The sequence below is a fragment of the Pseudoclavibacter sp. AY1H1 genome (assembly GCF_002931055.1).
GTDB lineage: Bacteria > Actinomycetota > Actinomycetes > Actinomycetales > Microbacteriaceae > Pseudoclavibacter.
In genome coordinates this window covers 448,704-469,920 of the sequence record NZ_PSXX01000002.1, presented here as the reverse complement: position 1 = coordinate 469,920, position 21,217 = coordinate 448,704, and the positions used below count along the sequence as shown (strand labels likewise).

Below are 21,217 nucleotides of genomic sequence, written 5' to 3'. Positions count from 1 at the left end.
CGGCCCTGAGCGGGACCGCTATCGCGCGCGGTCCTCGGGGTCGATGATGGGGATGGCGTTCGTGAACACCGATGCCCGTTCCTGCGCCTGGACGCTCCCGGTGAAGAGCCCGGACCCGCCGGCGCTGTCGTCGTCGTTTCTGGTGTCTTCCGCCTGCGATGCCCGCGATGCGGCATCGCCCGGACCTGCCGACTCGGTGATGAGCACACGCTGCACGGGCAGCGCCGACGGCATGGTGCGCTGCATCCACGTCACCATGGCCTCGCGCACGAAGCAGCGCAGGTCGAAGAGGGTGGGCGCATCCACCGCGGTGACGAGGATGCGGATGCGAACGAGCCCGCCGGTCGCCTCGGTCACCTGGAGGACCTGCGCCCGCCCATCCCAGAGGTCGGTCTGCGTGAGCACCTCGGCGAGGCGCTCTCGCATGAGCGCCGGGGAGACGCGCCAGTCCACGTCGAGCTCCACGGAGCCGAGGAGCTCGCTGCCCTGCCTCGTCCAGTTCTGGAAGGGCTGGGTCGTGAAGTAGGTGCACGGCAGCACGAGGCGGCGGTCGTCCCACAGGTCGACGACGACGTAGCTCAGCGTGATCTCGCCGATACGCCCCCACTCGTCTTCGACCACGACGACGTCGTCCACGCGCAGCGCCTCGCTGAACACGAGCTGCAGGCCCGCGAAGATGTTCGCGAGGACCGACTGGGCTGCGAGGCCCGCGACCACGGAGGCGATGCCGGCGGAGGCGAGGAGGCTCGCCCCGACGGTCCGCACCGCAGGGAACGTGAGGAGGATCGCCCCCAGAGCGATGACGATGATCACCGCGACTGCGAGCCGCCGGAGGATGAGGGTCTGCGTGCGGATGCGCCGAGCCACGCGGTTGTCCGCCACGTCGATGCGGTTGCGACCCAGCGTGATGTCCGTCGAGAAGGCGACGAGTCCCGCCATGAGCCAGGCGCCGGCGGCGATGATGAAGATCGTGAGCGCGTGGTAGATGAGGTCGCGCCAGGACCCGTCACCGTCGGACGGGAAGGCGACGGCGACTGCGGCCCAGAGCGCGATGATGAGCACGACGACGCGGAAGGGGCGCCGCGTGTGTCGCACGAGCGGCTCCGGCCAGCGAAGGCGCTTCGCGACGAGGCGGATGATGAGCGCGACGAGCGCGGTGAGCGTGACGGCCGCGACGACGGCGACGGCAATCGAGAGGGCGAAGTTCCACCAGGGATCGAGCACGTTCCTCCTCGGGGAGTGGAGGGCCCCTCCGTGCGGGAGTGGAGGGCTGGGGAAGCAACGCTAGTGAGCGAGCCTCCGTGCTGCCTGGCCTGCCTGCCAGCGCGCACATCTCCGCACCGGGGTTCAGACCCGGGATTCAGCCCCGTCGCTCAGCCTCCGAGCGCTCCCGCCACTGGATGAGGTACCGCCGGTCGAAGGAAGGTGCGCACCGGAGGCAGGAGACGAGCCTGCCGCGCGTCGGGCGGCGGAACCTCAGGACCTCGTGCCCATTGGGGCAGACCCCGACCCACTTCGCGAACTCGGTCGCCACTTCGCCGTCGTGCGTGCGACCGCCGACGTAGCCGAGCTCGTCGGCGATGCGCTTCCATTCGGGGCCGTGTCCCGCCTTGTGCCCGGCGACGGCGTGGGCGACCTCGTGCAGCAGCGTCTGGTGCACCGTGTCGTCGTCGTAGCGGGCCGAGAGGTAGCGGGAGACGGTGATGCGCCTGTCTCGGAAGTTGCAGGCGCCAGCGCGCTTCTTCGCGTGATCGAAGCCGAAGCTCCAGCTCTCGTCGAGGTGCATGCGGATGAGCGCTTCCGCCCAGACTCGCACCTTGGCCAGGTCGGCCACGGGCCCCGCCCCTAGGAGTCGATCGAGGTGATCGGCTCGCTCAGCTCCGAGGAGGGCTCCTCGTCGCCCTCGAGGATCGCGCGGGTGACGCGGATCGCGAACTTCGAGGACTGCAGCTGGTCGGCCGCGACGCCCCTCGCAAGGCGAAGCTCGTGCGCGCGCTCGAAGTCGACGAGCGCGTCGGTGTACTCGCGCTGCTCGAAGCGCACTTTGCCTCGATGCTGCAGGGCGAAGGCCGCGAGCTCGTCCCATTCGTGGGTGAGGGCCTCGTCGACGCAGTTGTTCAGGTCCTGCAGCGCGACGTCGTGCTTGCCCTGGAACTGCTGGACCTGAGCCTTGCGGATGCGAGCGGCGAGGGCATCCTCGCGGGCTCCCGTGAACCGGGACTGCCGGTAGGCGGTCTGTGCGGTGTCGAACGCCTCGTCGAGCCGACCGAGCATGCGCAGCAGCGCGACCTTCTCGTTGAGCGCGGAGAGGGACCGAAGCACGGCGATCTCCGCCAGGCGAGCCTCCGCGGCGTCGATGTCGATGCGCTCGCGGAGGGTCTCCGGGTCGTAGCCGAGGATGATGGGAGCGTCTGACACCCCAGCAGGTTAGCCGCAGCCGTGACGGAATGGGCGCATCCCTCGCCGCGTTGTGGAGAGCCGGTCGGTCGGCCTTCTGCTCCCGACTACCAGCCGCCCTGCCTGCGCTCGCGGAAGACGCTCTTCCCGGGCAGTGGAGACGCCGTCGCGGAGGCATCGCGCGCGGCCTCCGTGCCGCGCACGAACTCGCGAACCGCCTTCCCGCGCACGACGACGGCTGGCGGGAAGCCAGATGCGACGCGCCTCTCGAGGCCGGGCAGCGAGAGCGCTTCCGGCGAGCGGGAGGCGACCGCGGCGATGTTCCCGAAGCGGCGGCCCTTCAGCATTGCAGGGTCGCCGACGAGCGCGACCTCGCCGAATACCTCGATCAGGGTCGCGACCTCGGCCCGCGCGAAGGCGAGATCGTGGCCGTCGGCGATGTTGACGAGCACGATGCCGTCCGGGCGCAGGAACGGCTCGAGTTCGGCGAAGAACTCGACGCTCGTCACATGCGCCGGCGTCTGTGCGCCGGAGAAGATGTCGACGACGATCGCATCGACCGAGCCGAGGAGCCCCCGGGGGAGTCTGCCGAGCTGCTCTCGTGCATCCCCGTAGCGGATGCGGATGCTCGCGCCGGCGGGAAGCGGAACGACCTCGCGCACGAAGTCGACCAGGGACCGCTCGAGCTCGACGACCTGCTGCCTCGAGCGCGGCCGCGTGGCGTCGACGTAGCGAGGGATCGTGAGTGCTCCGGCGCCGAGGTGGAGGGCGGTGATCGCCTCTGCCTCGGGGAACGCGAGGTCGAGGACGTAGCCCATGTGCCGGATGTAGCCGAAGGAGAGCTCCCTGGGGTCGAGCGGGTTGACCGCGGACTGCGGGGTGCCGTCGACGATGAGGGTCCACTCCTCTCCGTCGCGCGAGAACCGCGCCTGAGCTCCGGAGTCGAGCGTCACGCTCGTCGCGGGGATTGCACTGCTTGGGGTCTTGCTGCTGGCTGGCGACACCTGGCAAGTCAAGCAGAGACACGCGGATTTCGAGCAAGGGTGACCTTGTTTGGAATCATTCAAAAGAACGGCCACGATGGTCTCATGACCACCAGCATCGAGCACGCGAGCAGAGAGCGGCGGGACGCCGCGTTCTGGCGGACCTCGCTGCGCCGGGCCGGTCTTCGTGTCACCCGTCAGCGGGTCGCGGTGCTCGAGCTGCTCGACGCCAGCCCGCACTCGTCCGCGGAGCGAATCTTCGCCGCGGCGACCCCCCAGCGCGCCGAGCTCGGCTCGCTCACCCTGCAGGCCGTCTACGGAATCCTCGACGACCTCGGCCGCACCGGCCTCGTGCGCCGCTTCGACGCGCCGCGCACCGCGGCCCGGTTCGAGACCCGTATCGGCGACAACCACCATCACGCCGTCTGCGACGAATGCGGCCGCATCGAGGACATCGACTGCGCCGTCGGCGAGGCACCGTGCCTCGTTCCGGCTTCGCCGAGCGGCTTCGCGGTGCACACGGCGGAAGTCGTGTATCGGGGTGTCTGCGCCGACTGCGCGACGCCCTGACCCCAGATCCCCTTCCCAGTCCACTGCCCAGATGAATCCGACAAGGAGCGTTTATGACTGAGTACATCGACCCGACAGTCCCATCGACCGAGACCAACGGCTCGCCCACCGAGAGCGACCGCAACTCCCTCAGCGCCGGAGCAGACGGCCCCCTGATGCTCCACGACGTGCGCCTCGTCGAGACGCTCGCGAGCTTCAACCGCGAGCGCACCCCGGAGCGCAACCCGCACGCCAAGGGTGCCGGCGCGTTCGGCACGTTCACGGCGACGGAAGACGTGTCGCAGTACACGCGTGCCGCCGTCTTCCAGCAGGGTGCCGAGAGCGAGACGCTCCTCCGCTTCTCGACCGTCGCCGGCGAGCAGGGCTCCCCTGACACGTGGCGCGACGTTCGTGGCTTCTCGCTTCGCTTCTACACGAGTGAGGGCAACCTCGACATCGTCGGCAACAACACGCCGGTCTTCTTCCTCCGCGACCCGATGAAGTTCCCGCACTTCATCCGCTCGCAGAAGCGCCTCCCTGACTCCGGACTCCGCGACAACAGCATGCAGTGGGACTTCTGGACCCTCAACCCGGAGACCGCCCACCAGGTGACCTACCTCATGGGCGACCGCGGACTCCCGCAGTCCTGGCGGCACATGAACGGCTACGGCTCGCACACCTACGCGTGGATCAACGCGGCAGGCGAGCGCTTCTGGGTGAAGTACCACTTCATCTCCGAGCAGGGCGTCGAGGTGCTCTCGAACGATGAGGCGGAGAAGCTCGCCGGCTCGGACGCCGAGTTCCACCGCCGCGATCTCTTCGACGCGATCGGCCGCAAGGACTTCCCACGCTGGAAGCTGAGCGTGCAGGTCATGCCCTTCGAGGAGGCCAAGACGTACCGCATCAACCCCTTCGACCTGACGAAGGTGTGGCCGCACGCCGACTACCCGCTCATCCCGGTCGGAACGCTCGAGTTGAACCGCAACCCGGAGAACTTCTTCGCGCAGATCGAGCAGGCTGCGTTCTCCCCGTCGAACCAGGTGCCGGGAACCGGCATCTCGCCGGACAAGATGCTCCTCGGCCGCGTCTTCGCGTACCCGGATGCCCAGCGCGCGCGCATCGGCACCAACTACCAGCAGCTCGACGTGAACCGGCCGAAGAACGCGACGAACTCGTACACGTTCGACGGCAACATGACGGTGTCGCACTCCGGTGCGGCTCCTGTCTACGCGCCGAACTCGTTCGGTCGCCCCTACGCGGACCAGACGGGCCCGGTCGAGAACTCGTGGGAGACCGACGGCGATCTCGTGCGCAGCGCGTACACGCTCCGCCAGGACGACGACGACTTCTCGCAGGCCGGCACGCTCATCCGCGAGGTCTACTCGCCGGAGCAGCGTGACCGCCTCGTGGAGACCGTGGCGGGAGCCCTCGAGACGGTTGTCGAGCCCGTCCGCTCGAACGCCTTCCAGTACTGGACGAACATCGACGCCGAGACGGGTGCGCGCATCCGCGCCGCCGTCGAGGCGAACGCCGTGGACACCGACCCGGCACCCGTGGGCGTCGGCCACTAGTCGCTGACCCGCAGAGACAGGCGTGCCCCCTCGAGAGCTTCTCGAGGGGGCACGCCTTTCGTGATGGAGCCGAGGGTCAGGATGCTCGCCAGTATCCGCAGTTGCGGGACTCGAAGGTGCTGTCGCTCGCGTCGATCGTCACGACGATCTCTGCCTGGGGCTTGTCGTAGGACGACTCGATCCACTCGCCCTTGGCGTCGTAGCGGAACCAGCGGCAGGTGTCGCTCGGCATCTCCGGCTTGTACGTGCCCGGCTTGATGTCGCTGCCGACCTTCCAGACGCCATCGTTGAATCGCGTGCCGTCGATGCCTGCCTTCACGTTCGCCTCATAGGTGCTGAGCGAGGTCTTGGTCGGGTCTGCATCAGGGTGATCTGGGCACAGGATGAGCGCGGCCGCGATCTGCGATGCCTGCTCATCGTTGGAGATGCCTGGCGAGACCGCGAAGTAGAAGCCGGGGGTCGCGCAGAGCGCGTAGACGTCCGCAAGACGGACGTCGTCGGCGCCCGCCTCCTCCTTGGCGTCATCGGTGGCGGCCTGCCCGAGGGCATCGAGCGCCTTCTGCTCGGTCTCCGTGAAGGTCGTCCCACCGTTGGACTTGCCTGTGCAGCGCGTCACGTCATCGCCGAGCGCCCAGATCTCCGCGAGATCGGAGGGTGCTTCGGTGAAGCTCCGTGAGTCGGCCATCCTGCACGAGTAGGTGACGGCGAAGGCCGCGGAGCCGGAGGATGTGGCCGACGGTGGCTCGCCTGGTCCCGAGGGTGTCGTCTCCGCCGAGGAGGTGGAGGTCGCCTCGACCTCAGGGGACTGGCCGCCCGTCGCCTGGTTGACGAGGGCGCATCCCGAGAGGAGGAAGAGGGCGGTGAGCGCGAGCGCCGACGAGCGCATGAGCTTCTTCACGGGGGTCTCCTTCGATGCGGGGCTTGGCGCGTCCGAGGCCAGCGGGTCGCTTCCTCGCGACCCGACGGAGCCGATCTGCTGGAAGACACGCTAACGGAACAGGACCATCCGGCGTGCATGCGGGGGAGTACTCCCCGCATCCGCGGCCGTGTCTGCGCACGCGCGTTCCTGGCGGTGAGCGTGGCAGCGAGCGTCGCGAGAGCAGTGGGGGCAGCGGCACGAATGCCACTGCCCCCACTGCCCTCACTGCGACGAATGCGGTGCTCGTCGAGCCGCCGCTACGCGTCGCGGCGGCGTGCGAGCGCCAGGGATCCGAGCGCGAGTGCCGCGAGGGCGGTCAGCGTGACGATGACGAGATCCTCTGCGCCCGTCGTCGCGAGCGTCGTGCCACCTTCCTGGCCCTTCGCGCCGCTTCCGCCGGTCGAAGCGCCGTCCGAGCCCGTGGCCGTGCCTGGCGTCGTCGTGGTGCTCGGGGCCTCCGTGGTGACGGGCGTCTCCGTGGTGATAGGCGTCTCCGTGGGGCCGGCAGTCTCCGTGGGGTCGGGCGTCGCGAGCGGGGCACACGCGAGGGCACCCTGCTTGAGGGCATCCGTCTGCACCCCGTCCTCGAGCCAGTACGCAGCACGGGTGCCGTCGAGGCAGGTCTCGTTCGCAGCGATCGCGAAGCCCTCGTTGTTGGTGTCCGGCAGGCCGGCCGGGCGTGCGACGTGCGTCACGGAGTAGCCGGCGGAGCCGTCTGCCGCACCGAACTGGAAGAGCGCGCTCGTTCCGCCGCACCCGTTGTCGCACATGCCCCACAGGGTCTGCGTCGACTCGTCGTAGTCGAGGGCCATGACGCCGCCCAGGCCCGACTCGAGCGTCGCGACGCGGGCGGCGGTCCCGTCATCGAAGAGCGCGTAGGCGTACACCCCGGCGGTCTCCTCGACGGCGACGAAGAACAGGCCGTCCGCGCCCGGGTAGTTCGCGGCGTCGTATGGCGCTCCCGTGCGCTCATCGAGCAGGCGCCCCTCCAGCTCGCTGTCCGCGACCCACTCGATGGCCTCGATGCCCGTGTTGGCACCGACCTGCGGCAGGCTGGAGGTGAGGTCCCACTCGGCGGCCGCGACCACGTCGGGACCGCTCGCGTCGACGAGGTCGACCTTGAGGATCGTGTTCTCGTTCGTCGCCTTGTCCGAGTTGTCGCGCTCCGAGCCGATGTAGACCGACTCGGGGTGCGCGGCCGAGACCGTCACGCCCTCGGCGTCCGGGCCCGCAGCAGCGGGGTTGCCCGCATCCGCCTGGAAGCGAACCCGCTTGGGCTCCTCCCAGCCGGCCGCCGGGGTGACGCCGCCGTCGACCGCGACGTCGAAGCGGTACAGTCCGCCCGTGCCGTTGTCGACAGCCCAGAGCGTGCTGCCCTCTGCGGAGTACTGGTACTCGAGGCCGGACATGTCCTCGCCGAGCATGACGTCGCTCGCGATGGGAGCCACCTCGGGGGAGCCCGTCCAGGGCTCGGGCGCGGGAGCCGTGGGAGCTGGCGTCTCGACGGGCACGTCGGAGCATGTGTTCAGTGCGCCCTTGGTCGATGCCGTCGTCGCGCGGAAGTCGCCGTCGCCGTCGGCGCAGCGGGCCCAGCTGACATCGGCGTGGTCGATCCAGGTGGTCGAGTCGAGGATCGTTCCGGCGGAGTCGGCGAGCGTGGCGCTGTCCCCGCTGCCCAGCCCGAAGCCGAGGCTGCTCTCCTCGTAGACGTAGAACTCGCCGGGCGCGAGCACGGTGGATGCGGGAGCGGGCGCAGGCGTGTGGTCCGCGTTGTCGTCCACGATCGTCCAGCCGGAGATGTCCACAGTCTCTGCGCTGCGGTTGTAGACCTCGACCCAGTCTCCGGGGGTGCCGCCGTTCGACTCGACCTCGTTGATGACCACGGGGGAGGTGGGGGCGACGCCGGCGAAGAGGTTCTCGGCTCCCTTGGTTGGCTCCGAGGTCTCCGTGAAGGCGCCGGTGCCGTTCGGGGAGCGGCCGTAGCTGGTCGCCGCGTGCTGGGTCCAGGTGTGCTCGTCCACGAGCGTGGTCCCGTCCGGCGCGAAGAGCATGGCGCTGTCGCCGCCGCCCAGGCCGAAGGCGAAGTCGGCCTCCTCGATGACGAGGTGGTCGCCGGGCTGCAGGGTCGTGCCGTCCGCCAGCGCGTAGCGGTGCGTGGCGTCCTCTGGGGAGTTGTCGGTGAAGACGTAGCCGCTCAGGTCGATGGCGCCGATGCCCGGGTTGAAGAGCTCGACCCAGTCGCCCGGCTCGCCACCGGAGGATTCGACCTCGTTGATGACGACGCCGGTCGGGTCAGGTGCGGGGGTGGTGGCCGCGTTCGCCGACATGGGAACTGCCAGGGCCGCACCTCCGCCGATGATGGCGGCGACGAAGGCCGCCAGGGTGATTCGTTGTGCTTGCACGCACGCGCTCCTCTGCGCTCGGGAATGAAGCGAAGTGCGCTCGGGGCGAGCGCCAGCGCCTCGCCCATGGAAGCGGGAGCGGGTGCCGTAGCGGTAGCTGGCACCTGAACGGCAGGAGAACGCCGAAGCGCCGGCCTCCGTGCGGAGGTCGGCGCTTCGAGGTGAACTACGGCGCGGTCAGGCGGCTTCGTAGGTGAGGCAGTCGGCGGCATCGCTGCCCTGCGCGCCCACCCGGATCGCAGGAGCGGTGCAGGTGAGGTCCTTGTTGAAGCGGCAGTCGGTCGACTGGCAGGCGCCGACGCCGGCGATGACCTTGTCGAGGCCGCCCTTGCGGTCCAGCGGGATGAACGTGGCGCAGCCCTCGTGGCCGTCGATGGTCACCGCGGGAGCGTGGCAGCCGTCGTGGTTGAACGAGCAGCCGGCAACTGAACAGGTGCTGACGTTGGGGAGATCGAGCAGTGTCATGGTGTGCCTCCGATGTTGGGTTGCTCCCACGGTAGGAGCCGGAGAGGCCGGTACTCAAGCCGACACTGGACTCTGCGGCACCTTTCTGATAAGGCCAGGGTCCCCTTGCTGAGCAGAGCCTTGCCTGTCTCGGGTGGGTGAGTTCGGAGGCGAACGAACGTCGTCGGACAGCGCGTTATACCTGAGAATCCAGATTGAGGCAAGGTCGGGGTAGACATACCACCAAACGGCGCATACACTCGATGTTTGCGCTTCGTCTCACCATGCCTTCATATTGCGGTCGGCCTGGCAGTGCTTCTCTCACCAACTTCTTCGCGGGTCTTCATCGACTGCGTCCGTTGGCGATGGGCACGCCTTGTACATCGTGAAACGTGGCGGAACCTCACCGACGACACTACTGGCATCTCGCGCAATCCGCGGGATCGTGGAGGGAACTTCCTTGGCTGCTGCGCGCAACGCATCTCCGACGCCTACGACCGGTCGGAATGCACGCCGACTCTCATTCGCGAAGATCAGCGACACACTCGATGTCCCAGATCTTCTCGCCCTGCAAACCGAATCCTTCGACTGGCTCGTCGGCAACGACGCCTGGAAGCAGCGCCTCGCTCAGGCGCAGGCTGAAGGCCGCACCGACGTCGCTCTCCGTTCGGGCCTCGACGAGATCTTCGAAGAGATCTCTCCCATCGAGGACCTCGGCGAGACGATGCAGCTGAGCTTCACCAACCCGTACCTCGAGCCCGAGAAGTACTCCCTCGAGGAGTGCAAGGAGCGCGGCAAGACGTACTCCGCGCCTCTGTACGTCGAGGCCGAGTTCATGAACCACCAGACGCTCGAGATCAAGACCCAGACAGTCTTCATGGGCGACTTCCCGCTCATGACGAGCAAGGGAACGTTCATCATCAACGGCACCGAGCGTGTCGTCGTCTCGCAGCTCGTCCGCAGCCCGGGCGTCTACTTCGAGCGCACCCCCGAGAAGACCAGCGACAAGGACGTCTTCTCGGCCCGCATCATCCCGAGCCGCGGAGCCTGGCTCGAGTTCGAGATCGACAAGCGCGACCAGGTCGCCGTTCGCATCGACCGCAAGCGCAAGCAGTCGGTCACCGTCTTCATGAAGGCCCTCGGCCTCACGACGGAGGAGATCCGCGAGCAGTTCGCCGGATACGAGTCCATCGAGCTCACGCTCGAGAAGGACGACATCCGCACCAAGGAAGATGCCCTCAAGGACATCTACCGCAAGCTGCGTCCGGGCGAGCAGGTCGCGACGGAAGCCGCGCGTGCGCTCCTCGACAACTTCTACTTCAACTCGAAGCGCTACGACCTCGCGAAGGTCGGTCGCTACAAGATCAACCGCAAGCTCGGCATCGAGTCCGCGATCAGCGAGTCGGTCCTGACCGTCGAGGACATCGTCTCGACGATCAAGTACCTCGTCGCGCTGCACGCCGGTGACGAGAAGTTCGATGGCAAGCGCGGCGGCGAGCCGGCAGACATCCGCCTCGACGTCGACGACATCGACCACTTCGGCAACCGTCGCATCCGCGCCGTCGGCGAGCTCATCCAGTCGCAGGTCCGCACGGGCCTCAGCCGCATGGAGCGCGTCGTCCGCGAGCGCATGACGACGCAGGAGATCGAGGCGATCACGCCGCAGACCCTGATCAACGTGCGCCCCGTCGTCGCTGCGATCAAGGAGTTCTTCGGAACGTCCCAGCTCTCGCAGTTCATGGACCAGAACAACCCGCTCGCGGGTCTCACGCACAAGCGTCGCCTCTCGGCCCTCGGGCCCGGCGGTCTCTCGCGTGAGCGTGCCGGCGTCGAGGTCCGTGACGTCCACCCGTCCCACTACGGACGCATGTGCCCCATCGAGACGCCTGAAGGCCCGAACATCGGCCTCATCGGCTCGCTGGCGACGTTCGCGCGCATCAACGCGTTCGGCTTCATCGAGACGCCGTACCGCCGTGTCGTCGAGACCAAGGTCACGGAGCAGGTCGACTACCTGACCGCGTCCGAGGAAGACGAGTACGTCGTCGCGCAGGCCAACGCTCCCATCGGGGCAGACGGCCACTTCGTCGAGGACGAGGTTCTCGTCCGACGCAAGGGCGGCGAGGTCGAGCTCGTCCCAGCCGGCGAGGTCAACTACATGGACGTCTCGCCGCGCCAGATGGTGTCGGTCGCGACGAGCCTCATCCCGTTCCTCGAGCACGACGACGCGAACCGCGCCCTCATGGGCGCCAACATGCAGCGTCAGGCCGTCCCGCTCGTTCGCAGCGAGAGCCCTGTCGTCGGAACCGGTATGGAGGGCTTCGCGGCCATCGACGCCGGTGACGTCATCACGGCGAACCGCGCAGGTGTCGTGCAGTCGGTCTCGGCCGACCACGTCGTCCTGCAGCTCGACGAGGGTGGAACCGAGTCCTACTTCCTCCGCAAGTTCGACCGCTCGAACCACGGCACCTGCTACAACCACCGTGTTGTCGTCTCGGCCGGCGAGCGCGTCGAAGAGGGAATGGTCATCGCGGATGGACCCGCGACGGAGAACGGCGAGCTCGCGCTCGGCAAGAACCTCCTCGTCGGCTTCATGCCGTGGGAAGGCCACAACTTCGAGGACGCCATGATCCTCAGCCAGAACCTGGTGAAGAACGACACGCTCTCCTCGATCCACATCGAGGAGTACGAGGTCGACGCTCGCGACACCAAGCTCGGCAAGGAAGAGATCACCCGCGACCTGCCCAACGTCTCGCCCGAGCTCCTGAAGGACCTCGACGAGCGCGGCATCATCCGCATCGGTGCAGAGGTCCAGCCTGGCGACATCCTCGTCGGCAAGGTCACGCCGAAGGGCGAGACCGAGCTCAGCGCAGAAGAGCGACTCCTCCGCGCGATCTTCAACGAGAAGAGCCGCGAAGTGCGCGACACCTCGCTCAAGGTTCCTCACGGTGAAGCCGGCACGATCATCCAGGTGAAGGTCTTCGACTCCGAGGAGGGCGACGACGAGCTCGGCTCGGGCGTCAACCAGCGCGTTGTCGTGTACATCGCCCAGGAGCGCAAGATCACCGAGGGCGACAAGCTCGCTGGCCGCCACGGCAACAAGGGCGTCATCGCGAAGATCCTGCCGGAAGAGGACATGCCGTTCCTCGCCGATGGAACTCCGCTCGACATCGTGCTCAACCCGCTCGGCATCCCGAAGCGCATGAACTTCGGTCAGGTGCTCGAGACGCACCTCGGCTGGGTCGCGAAGACCGGCTGGAAGATCGAGGGCGAGCCCGAGTGGGCGAAGAACCTCGTTCCCGAGGCCTACGAGGGAACGCCGGGCGTCAAGCTCGCAACCCCAGTCTTCGACGGCGCGACCGAGGAAGAGCTCACGGGCCTCCTCGACTCGACGCTCAAGACGCGCGACGGCGACCGCCTCATCAACTCGACCGGAAAGACCGTCCTGTTCGACGGCCGCTCCGGAGAGCCCTTCCCGGACCCGATCTCCGTCGGCTACATGTACATCCTGAAGCTGCACCACCTCGTGGATGACAAGATCCACGCGCGTTCGACGGGTCCGTACTCGATGATCACGCAGCAGCCACTCGGTGGTAAGGCGCAGTTCGGTGGACAGCGCTTCGGTGAGATGGAGGTGTGGGCGCTGTACGCATACGGTGCCGCGTACACGCTCCAGGAGCTCCTCACCATCAAGTCCGACGACATCGTCGGACGCGTCAAGGCCTACGAGGCCATCGTCAAGGGCGAGAACATCCAGGAGCCGGGTATCCCCGAGTCCTTCAAGGTTCTCCTCAAGGAGATGCAGTCGCTGTGCCTGAACGTCGAGGTCCTCTCGGCAGACGGAACAGCACTGAGCCTCCGCGACAACGACGACGAGGCCTACCGGGCCGCCGAAGAACTCGGCATCAACATCTCCAGCCGCTTCGAGTCCTCGTCCGTCGACGAGATCTAAGCCTCCCCGACACGACGAAGACTCATTCTTCACAAGGAGACAACAGCATTGTTGGATGCAACCAAGTTTGATGAACTGCGCATCGGCCTAGCCACGGCAGATGACATTCGCAAGTGGTCGTACGGCGAGGTCAAGAAGCCCGAGACCATCAACTACCGCACGCTCAAGCCCGAGAAGGACGGCCTGTTCGGCGAACAGATCTTCGGACCTTCCCGTGACTGGGAGTGCGCCTGCGGCAAGTACAAGCGCGTGCGCTTCAAGGGCATCGTCTGTGAGCGGTGCGGCGTCGAGGTCACGAAGTCGGCTGTGCGCCGCGAGCGCATGGGCCACATCGAGCTCGCAGCGCCCGTCACGCACATCTGGTACTTCAAGGGCGTTCCGAGCCGTCTCGGATACCTCCTCGACATGGCGCCGAAGGACCTCGAGAAGGTCATCTACTTCGCCGCGTACATGGTCATCTCCGTCGACACCGAGGGGCGTCGCGACGACCTCAGCGGTCTCGAGAGCGAGATGCGTCTTGAGCTCAAGAGCCTCAACGACCAGAAGGATGCGGCCATCGCGGCTCGCATGCTGCGGCTCGAGGAGGAGCTCGGTGCTCTCGAGGCAGAGGGCGCCAAGGCAGACCAGCTTCGCAAGACGAAGGACGCCGGCGAGAAGGAGATGGGTCAGCTCCGCAAGGGGTTCGACGAGGACATCACCCGCGTCGAGCGCGTCTTCGAGTCGTTCAAGAACCTGAAGGTCGGTGAGCTCAAGCCCGAGGACACCGACTTCCACGAGCTCGTCGACCGCTACGGCGACTACTTCGAGGCCTTCATGGGCGCGGAGTCGATCCAGAAGCGCCTGCAGAACTTCGACCTCAAGGCCGAAGGCGAGCTCCTGCGCACGCAGATCGCCGAGGGCAAGGGCCAGAAGAAGATCCGCGCCATCAAGCGACTCAAGGTCGTCTCGTCGTTCCTCGCGACGGGCAACAGCCCCGCCGCGATGGTCCTCGACGTCGTCCCGGTCATCCCGCCGGAGCTCCGCCCCATGGTGCAGCTCGACGGTGGCCGCTTCGCAACGAGCGACCTCAACGACCTCTACCGTCGTGTGATCAACCGCAACAACCGCCTCCGCCGCCTGCTCGACCTCGGTGCTCCCGAGATCATCGTGAACAACGAGAAGCGCATGCTCCAGGAGTCGGTCGACGCGCTGTTCGACAACGGTCGTCGTGGCCGCCCCGTCACGGGCACCGGCAACCGCGCTCTCAAGTCCCTCAGCGACATGCTGAAGGGCAAGCAGGGCCGCTTCCGCCAGAACCTCCTCGGAAAGCGCGTCGACTACTCGGGCCGTTCGGTCATCATCGTGGGCCCGCAGCTGCGCATGCACCAGTGCGGTCTCCCGAAGCAGATGGCGCTCGAGCTGTTCAAGCCGTACGTCATCAAGCGCCTGATCGACCTGCAGCACGCTTCCAACATCAAGGCAGCCAAGCGCGCCGTCGAGCGCGCGAAGCCCGAGGTGTGGGACGTCCTCGAAGAGGTCATCCGCGAGCGTCCCGTGCTGCTCAACCGCGCACCGACGCTGCACCGTCTGGGCATCCAGGCGTTCGAGCCGCTCCTCGTCGAGGGCAAGGCGATCCAGCTGCACCCGCTCGTCTGCGCGGCGTTCAACGCCGACTTCGACGGTGACCAGATGGCAGTCCACCTGCCCCTGTCGGTCGAGGCTCAGGCCGAGGCTCGCGTGCTCATGCTCGCGTCGAACAACATCCTCAAGCCGTCGGATGGCCGCCCCGTCACCCTGCCTTCGCAGGACATGGTCGCGGGTCTGTACCACCTGACGACGCTGCAGGACGATGTCGAGGGTGCTGGACGAGTCTTCTCGTCCACGGCCGAGGCGATCATGGCGTTCGACCAGGGCTCGCTCGACCTGAACGCGCCCATCAGGCTCCGCCTCACGGGCATCACGTTCGAAGAGGGCAAGGCTCCAGAGGGCTACGTGCAGGGAGAGACCGCGCTCGTCGAGACGACGCTCGGCCGCGCTCGCTTCAACGAGCTGCTTCCTTCCGACTACCCCTACGTCGAGGACACGATGACCAAGGGACGTCTGTCCGGTGTCGTCAACTACCTCGCTGAGCGGTACTCGAAGGACGAGGTCGCAGAGACCCTCGACCGCATCAAGGACTCCGGCTTCTACTGGGCGACCCGCTCGGGCATCTCGATCGCGCTGAGCGACCTCGTGACGCCCGACTCGAAGCGCGAGATCGTCGAGCGCACCGAGGCTGAGGTCGCCGAGCTGCGCAACGAGTGGCAGGTCATGGGCGCGATCTCCGAGCAGGAGTACCGCGAAGAGGTCATCAAGAAGTGGGAAGCTGCAACCGCGCTCGTCGCCGACGAGATGCAGGCGGCCTTCCCGTCGACCAACTCCATCCACCGCATGGTCACGGCAGGTGCAAACGGAAACTGGCTGCAGGTTCGCCAGATCGCCGGTATGCGTGGCCTGGTCGCCAACCCGAAGGGTGAGACCATTCCTCGCCCGATCGTGCACTCGTACCGCGAGGGCCTGACGGTTGCCGAGTACTTCATCTCGACCCACGGTGCCCGCAAGGGTCTGGCCGACACGGCTCTCCGTACGGCCGACTCCGGCTACCTGACGCGTCGACTCGTCGACGTCTCGCAGGACGTCATCATCCGTGAGGACGACTGCGGCACCGCACGTGGTCTCGACATCCAGATCGCCCACATCACCGATGGCGGCGAGATCGTCGTCGACGACAACGTGGAGAACGCGGTCTACGCCCGCAGCATCTCGGTCGACGCAGTCGACGCCGACGGCAACGTCGTCGCAGCTGCAGGCACCGACATGGGCGACGTCGTCATCGACCAGCTCATGGATGCGGGCATCACCGAGGTCAAGATCCGCTCTGTCCTCACGTGCGAGTCCAGCGTCGGCGTCTGCGCGGCGTGCTACGGCCGCTCGCTCGCCACGGGCAACCTCGTCGACATCGGCGAGGCGGTCGGCATCATCGCGGCACAGTCCATCGGCGAGCCGGGCACCCAGCTCACGATGCGTACCTTCCACTCCGGTGGTGTGTCGAGCGCCGGTGACATCACGCAGGGTCTGCCGCGTGTCCAGGAGCTCTTCGAGGCCCGCACCCCGAAGGGCGCATCGCCGCTCGCCGAGGCCGCTGGTCGCATCGAGATCCAGGACACCGACAAGTCGCGCAAGATCGTCCTCATCCCGGACAACGGCGACGAGCCGCACATCTACCCGGTGCTGAAGCGCGCTGAGCTCCTCGTCGAGGATGGCCAGCACGTCGAGCACGGCCAGCAGCTGCACGAGGGTCCCATCGACCCGAAGGACGTGCTGCGCGTCAAGGGTGCTCGCGAGGTGCAGAAGTACCTCGTCAGCGGTGTGCAGGGCGTCTACCGTTCGCAGGGTGTGCCGATTCACGACAAGCACATCGAGGTCATCGTTCGTCAGATGCTCCGGAAGATCACGGTCATCGACCACGGCGAGACCGACATGCTGCCGGGTGAGCTGGCTGATGGACAGCGCTTCGCTTCCATCAACCGCGCAGCCGTCATGTCGGGCCGCAAGCCCGCGACCGGCCGTCAGGAAGTCATGGGAATCACGAAGGCGTCGCTTGCGACCGAGTCGTGGCTCTCGGCGGCTTCGTTCCAGGAGACGACCCGCGTGCTCACGCAGGCCGCCATGGAAGCGACGACCGACCCGCTGGTCGGCCTGAAGGAGAACGTCATCATCGGACGCCTCATCCCGGCCGGTACTGGTCTCACCAAGTACCGCGAGATGTCGGTCGAGCCGACCGACGAGGCTCGCGCCGAGCGGTACCCGTTCGGTGCCGATGAGGGCAGCTTCGACGAGAACGACCTCACCTTCGTGGACTTCGAGGCCTTCTCGAGCGACGACTTCGGCGGATCCAACTTCAGCTAGTCACTCGCTCGCGTCGACTCGACGCAGCTCCAGCGCGAACGCCCCCACCCGTCTCGGGTGGGGGCGTTCGTGCGTCTGCGGCTTGTCACCGACCCGATGCGTGCGGACGGCCCTAACGTTGGCCTCATGAGTGACGACACGCGCGCGCCTCGCCAGCCCTTCGATGACGGCCCGCAGCCGGAGGCCGGCGGAGGGACGGGCGAGCCCCGAGAGCTTCCGGACGCCCAGGACCAGCTGGAGGCCGCGCTTGCGCGCAGCCGAGGTATCGGCGAGGACGGCGACGTGCGCTCTGGCGACGTGCTCGCGGCGGACGACCTCGCGTTCGATGGGCGCGCTGAGGCACCGACCGATCCGGCGCTCGCCCCGCAGGACGACGTCGCGGTGGCATTCTCCGACCCGCTGGCCGCGGACGGCTCGACGGCTGCCGAGGCGGCAGACCCCAACGCCACGGTGGGCCTGGACCGCGAGGAGCTCGCAGCCGTGCTCGGCCACCAGCCTGATCGGGATGCCACTGAGCCACCTGCTGCGGAGTCCCACGCCGTCCCCGAGCAGACCGACGACGTCGACGTCGCCGCCCCGTCTCAGGATCTCGACCATGACATCTCGGAGCCGTCCGAGGCCGCTGATTCCGCGGACGTCCGCCCCGACGGCCGCGAGGGCCTCGTCGACTCGTACGGCTCCGTTCCCGTCGTCGACCGAGTGGTCGCCGAGGAGGATGATGCCGCCGACTTCCCGGTCACGGAGCCCGTGCCCGCACAGGAGCTGGCTGCCGACGCCATCGGCGCCGAATCCGTCGCCGCGATCACGGTGGACGCCGCCGGCTCGGCGACCGCCCCCGCGGACGAGCTCGACGCTCCCCGCCGGACCCTGGAGATCGACCGCACCGCTGCCCGCGTCGCGGCGGTGAACGCCGTCGCGCCTGTCGCCGCAGCAGCGCTCGACAGTGAACGAGCGGCTCAGAGGGATGCCGGCGATGCCGTGCAGGCGGAGGTCGTCGTCACGGAGACGGTGACCGAGCAGCTCGCCGACGACGGCGAGACGGTCGAGGCCGTCACCGTCACCGAGCGGGTCGATGTCGTGGAGGGCACCTCGGCCACGGACCCGGTTGTGCCCGCGGTGGCCGCAGAGACGTCAGGAGGGCTCGCTGAGGGTGACGGAGTCACGGAGGCAGACATCTCCTCGACCGAGGCTGAGGGCGACGCCACGGGCCCATCTGAGCGCCTGAGCGACGAGGGCGACGACGAGCGCGTCGCCGGAGCTGTCGCCACGACGTCCTCGACGGACGACGCGACCTTCGCCCCGCTGCGTCTCTCTGCCCCCACGGACAGCGACGACCTCGCGCCCGTGAAGCCGAAGAAACGCGGGAACCGGATGTTCGCCGTGTTCGTCGCGCTGGTCGCGGCCGTGGTGTTCGCCGCCCTGTATCTGCTGGCCTTCGCTGTGCTGCGCACGGCGTTCAACACCGGCCTCGACCCGATCGGCGAGGCTTCGGAGTTCGCCATAACGGCGGCCTTCACGGTGCCGGTGACGGTCTTCGCCGCGTTCGGAGTCATCTGGGCGCTCATCGTGAATCGCGCGGGCTGGTGGGCCTACGTGCTCGGGGGCTTCCTCGCTGCCGCGCTTGTCGTCCTCGGCTACTACTTCGGTGCCGCGCTGCAGCAGCACCTCGCGGATGGGCTGCCGCTCACGAGCATCCGGATCGACGAGGTGATCGCGAAGTTCGGCGCCTCCGAGCACCTGCTCACGGCTCTGGTCGCGGCCATCGCGGCCCGGGAGGCCTTCACGTGGGTCGGAGGCATCGCGGCGGCACGCGGACGCCGGGTGTCCCGCGCGAACCGCAGGGCCAAGCTCAGCTACGAGAAGCGCATGGCCGATCGCGCCGCCGAGACCGCAGAGGCGAACGGAACGGCAGAGTGAGCGATGGCACGCAGCTCCGACGGCTGACGCTGCCGAGCGAGGAGTTCCCCGCTTTCCCAGCTGTGTCCCTCGACGTCCCTGCCGGCTGGGAGCCGCTGCAGTGGGCGGGGTCGGTGCTCGGCGCCCGTCACCTGGTGGCGACCAACGGATTCAACCCGAACGTGCTGGTCACGATCGAGCGATGGCCTGGAACGATCTCGCCAGAGGATGCGCTCACCGTGCTCCGGCAGCGCATCACGCAGGGGGGTGGCAAGGAGCGAACCGCGGAGACGCTCGACCAGCCCCAGCTGTCCCACTACGTCGAGTCCACGCAGCGGGACCAGAGGCTGGGCGGACTCGAGGTCCGCTCGAAGATGGTGATCCTGCACCGTGGGCCCGTCACGGAGATCGTGACGGCTGTCGGGACGAGCACCGCAGGACAGTCGGCGCATATCGGCAAGGACATCGCTGGCATCGTCCGCGGCCTGCAGGTCGAGGTCACGTCCTGAGGAAGGCGGCTGCGAGCTCATGATCGAACGCTTCGATGCCGAGCTGCCGCCTGATCCCGGCTCCTCGTGGGGGAGGGCTGGGACGTGGGGTGCCGTCAGCGGCCTCGTGTTCGCGTCGCTCGTCATCGCGACGTGGGGATTCGTCTCCCTCGGCCTCGATCGGGACGTCATCGAGCTGCCAGGCGTCGGTGTCCTCGTGGCGCCATTGGCGGTGGCGGCCGCGACGGCCGTGGTCGCCCTCTCCGCGGCGGTTGCACTCCGCAGGAGTTTCCTCGGCAAGCCGGGTTCGCTCTGGCTGTCGCTTCCGGGTGGCCTGCTCGCCTGGCTCGCGTTCGCGATCATGGCCGGCATCGCGGTATCGAGCTCCCGGCCGGAGCCGGGGGCGTCGGATGCGATCTCCACGCTTCCGAGCCAGGTCGCCGTGGGCCTCTCCACGAGTCCGTTCGGGATCGCGATCGTGCCGCTCGCGATCATCGTGATCATCGCCGTCCTCCTCTCGACGGCACGTCCGTCCGGACGCGATCGGGGTGTGGCTTGACCCTGCAAAACTGACGGGGTAGGATTTTTCGGTGCGCGCGCCCTGTCGCGCCCAAAACCGTGCGAACGTTGAAACTGTGTAAAACCGCAGCTCAACGCGCAACTGTAAGCAACGCCAGTCGCCTCGACTGCCACCGCTTCACCAACCAGCGATACCAGAGATTTTGTACCGCCGGTCGGTTATCAAGAGGCAAACAGTGCCTCGTAGGCACAGGAATCGTGCTTACCACGATCACGCAGTACAAAACCAAGGAGATTATTCGTGCCAACAATTCAGCAGTTGGTCCGCAAGGGCCGCCGCCCCAAGGCGTCGGCGTCCAAGACGCCAGCCCTGAAGGCCAACCCTCAGCAGCGCGGGGTTTGCACCCGCGTCTACACGACGACGCCTAAGAAGCCGAACTCGGCGCTCCGCAAGGTTGCCCGTGTCAAGCTGTCGAACGGCACCGAGGTGACCGCCTACATCCCAGGTGAGGGCCACAACCTCCAGGAGCACTCGATGGTGCTCGTCCGTGGCGGCCGTGTGAAGGACCTCCCGGGTGTGCGGTACAAGATCGTCCGCGGTGCACTCGACACCCAGGCAGTGAAGAACCGCAAGCAGGCTCGCAGCCGTTACGGCGCGAAGATGGAGAAGAAGTAATGCCACGTAAGGGTCCAGCCCCCAAGCGCCCCGTGGTCGCCGACCCCGTGTACGGCGCCCCCATCGTCAGCCAGCTCGTCAACAAGATCCTTCTTGATGGCAAGAAGGGCCTCGCCGAGCGCATCGTCTACGACGCACTCGAGGGTGTCGCTGCCAAGTCCGAGCTCGACGCAGTCGCGACTCTGAAGAAGGCGCTCGACAACGTGCGCCCCACGCTCGAGGTTCGCTCGCGCCGCGTCGGTGGCTCGACCTACCAGGTCCCGGTCGAGGTCAAGCCTCACCGCGCCAACACGCTCGCTCTCCGCTGGCTCACGAGCTACGCGAAGAACCGTCGCGAGAAGTCGATGACCGAGCGCCTCACGAACGAGATCCTCGACGCATCCAACGGCCTCGGCGCCGCGGTGAAGCGCCGTGAAGACACGCACAAGATGGCCGAGTCGAACAAGGCCTTCGCGCACTACCGCTGGTAATCCAGCAGCTGGTAGCCCTCACCACTC

At 67.5% G+C, this 21,217-nt stretch carries 16 protein-coding genes; 9 read left to right on the top strand and 7 right to left on the bottom strand.

What is annotated here, in order from left to right; translation table 11 throughout:
- Window positions 1-18: 18 nt before the first annotated feature.
- From C5E05_RS06595 to C5E05_RS06580, 4 genes are all read right to left on the bottom strand, one after another.
- The gene (locus tag C5E05_RS06595) at window positions 19-1,224 is read right to left on the bottom strand and encodes a mechanosensitive ion channel family protein (RefSeq protein WP_104299442.1); all 1,206 of its coding nucleotides are present in this window, start codon (window positions 1,222-1,224) and stop codon (window positions 19-21) included.
- 136 nt (window positions 1,225-1,360) lie between these two features.
- The gene (locus C5E05_RS06590; protein WP_104299441.1) at window positions 1,361-1,834 is read right to left on the bottom strand and encodes a SprT-like domain-containing protein; all 474 of its coding nucleotides are present in this window, start codon (window positions 1,832-1,834) and stop codon (window positions 1,361-1,363) included.
- An 11-nt stretch (window positions 1,835-1,845) separates the two neighbouring features.
- Window positions 1,846-2,418 carry a hypothetical protein gene (locus C5E05_RS06585; RefSeq protein WP_104242710.1) on the bottom strand — a complete coding sequence of 191 codons (573 nt, stop codon included), beginning with the start codon at window positions 2,416-2,418 and terminating at the stop codon, window positions 1,846-1,848.
- Window positions 2,419-2,504: 86 nt separating this feature from the next.
- Window positions 2,505-3,401 (bottom strand): spermidine synthase, encoded by an 897-nt coding sequence (locus C5E05_RS06580; protein ID WP_258063889.1) that lies wholly within the window; start codon window positions 3,399-3,401, stop codon window positions 2,505-2,507.
- Between the two features lie 84 nt (window positions 3,402-3,485).
- On the opposite strand from C5E05_RS06580, the gene C5E05_RS06575 reads away from it, so the two are divergent.
- Window positions 3,486-3,950 (top strand): Fur family transcriptional regulator, encoded by a 465-nt coding sequence (locus C5E05_RS06575; protein ID WP_104242706.1) that lies wholly within the window; start codon window positions 3,486-3,488, stop codon window positions 3,948-3,950.
- 53 nt (window positions 3,951-4,003) lie between these two features.
- Window positions 4,004-5,500, top strand: a complete 1,497-nt coding sequence (locus tag C5E05_RS06570) for a catalase (RefSeq protein WP_104242704.1) — start codon at window positions 4,004-4,006, stop codon at window positions 5,498-5,500.
- A gap of 76 nt (window positions 5,501-5,576) precedes the next feature.
- Here the strand turns inward: C5E05_RS06570 and C5E05_RS06565 are convergent, their stop codons facing one another.
- The 3 genes from C5E05_RS06565 to C5E05_RS06555 form a co-directional block, all read right to left on the bottom strand.
- A complete protein-coding gene (locus tag C5E05_RS06565; RefSeq protein ID WP_104299439.1) occupies window positions 5,577-6,398 on the bottom strand; it encodes a hypothetical protein in 822 nt (273 codons plus the stop codon).
- 278 nt (window positions 6,399-6,676) lie between these two features.
- Complete coding sequence (locus C5E05_RS06560) at window positions 6,677-8,821, bottom strand: lamin tail domain-containing protein (RefSeq protein ID WP_104341444.1); 2,145 nt, start codon at window positions 8,819-8,821, stop codon at window positions 6,677-6,679.
- 177 nt (window positions 8,822-8,998) lie between these two features.
- Entirely contained in the window at window positions 8,999-9,286 is a 288-nt protein-coding gene (locus C5E05_RS06555) for a DUF1540 domain-containing protein (protein WP_104242700.1), read from the bottom strand.
- Window positions 9,287-9,725: 439 nt separating this feature from the next.
- Between C5E05_RS06555 and C5E05_RS06550 the strand changes: the two genes are divergently transcribed.
- The 7 genes from C5E05_RS06550 to rpsG all read left to right on the top strand — a co-directional run bounded on the left by C5E05_RS06550 (window position 9,726) and on the right by rpsG (window position 21,190).
- Window positions 9,726-13,214, top strand: a complete 3,489-nt coding sequence (locus tag C5E05_RS06550) for a DNA-directed RNA polymerase subunit beta (RefSeq protein WP_104242698.1) — start codon at window positions 9,726-9,728, stop codon at window positions 13,212-13,214.
- A 48-nt stretch (window positions 13,215-13,262) separates the two neighbouring features.
- A complete protein-coding gene (locus tag C5E05_RS06545; RefSeq protein WP_104242696.1) occupies window positions 13,263-17,141 on the top strand; it encodes a DNA-directed RNA polymerase subunit beta' in 3,879 nt (1,292 codons plus the stop codon).
- Between the two features lie 126 nt (window positions 17,142-17,267).
- Window positions 17,268-19,058, top strand: a complete 1,791-nt coding sequence (locus C5E05_RS06540; protein ID WP_104341443.1) for a hypothetical protein — start codon at window positions 17,268-17,270, stop codon at window positions 19,056-19,058.
- Window positions 19,055-19,546 (top strand): hypothetical protein, encoded by a 492-nt coding sequence (locus C5E05_RS06535; RefSeq protein WP_104341442.1) that lies wholly within the window; start codon window positions 19,055-19,057, stop codon window positions 19,544-19,546. The genes C5E05_RS06540 and C5E05_RS06535 overlap by 4 nt, the downstream gene beginning before the upstream one ends.
- A 19-nt stretch (window positions 19,547-19,565) precedes the next feature.
- Window positions 19,566-20,084 (top strand): hypothetical protein, encoded by a 519-nt coding sequence (locus C5E05_RS06530; protein ID WP_104341441.1) that lies wholly within the window; start codon window positions 19,566-19,568, stop codon window positions 20,082-20,084.
- A 261-nt stretch (window positions 20,085-20,345) separates the two neighbouring features.
- A complete protein-coding gene (rpsL, locus tag C5E05_RS06525) occupies window positions 20,346-20,720 on the top strand; it encodes a 30S ribosomal protein S12 (RefSeq protein ID WP_068479306.1) in 375 nt (124 codons plus the stop codon).
- The gene (gene rpsG, locus C5E05_RS06520; protein WP_068479304.1) at window positions 20,720-21,190 is read left to right on the top strand and encodes a 30S ribosomal protein S7; all 471 of its coding nucleotides are present in this window, start codon (window positions 20,720-20,722) and stop codon (window positions 21,188-21,190) included. Before rpsL ends, rpsG begins: the two co-directional genes overlap by 1 nt.
- Window positions 21,191-21,217: the final 27 nt, after the last annotated feature.

Excerpts from the sequence above, each read along its gene's own strand:
- C5E05_RS06575 (WP_104242706.1), top strand. The coding sequence starts at position 3,486 with ATGACCACCAGCATCGAGCACGCGAGCAGAGAGCGGCGGGACGCCGCG.
- C5E05_RS06570 (WP_104242704.1), top strand. The coding sequence starts at position 4,004 with ATGACTGAGTACATCGACCCGACAGTCCCATCGACCGAGACCAACGGC.
- C5E05_RS06555 (WP_104242700.1), bottom strand. The coding sequence starts at position 9,286 with ATGACACTGCTCGATCTCCCCAACGTCAGCACCTGTTCAGTTGCCGGC.
- C5E05_RS06540 (WP_104341443.1), top strand. The coding sequence starts at position 17,268 with ATGAGTGACGACACGCGCGCGCCTCGCCAGCCCTTCGATGACGGCCCG.
- C5E05_RS06530 (WP_104341441.1), top strand. The coding sequence starts at position 19,566 with ATGATCGAACGCTTCGATGCCGAGCTGCCGCCTGATCCCGGCTCCTCG.
- rpsG (WP_068479304.1), top strand. The coding sequence starts at position 20,720 with ATGCCACGTAAGGGTCCAGCCCCCAAGCGCCCCGTGGTCGCCGACCCC.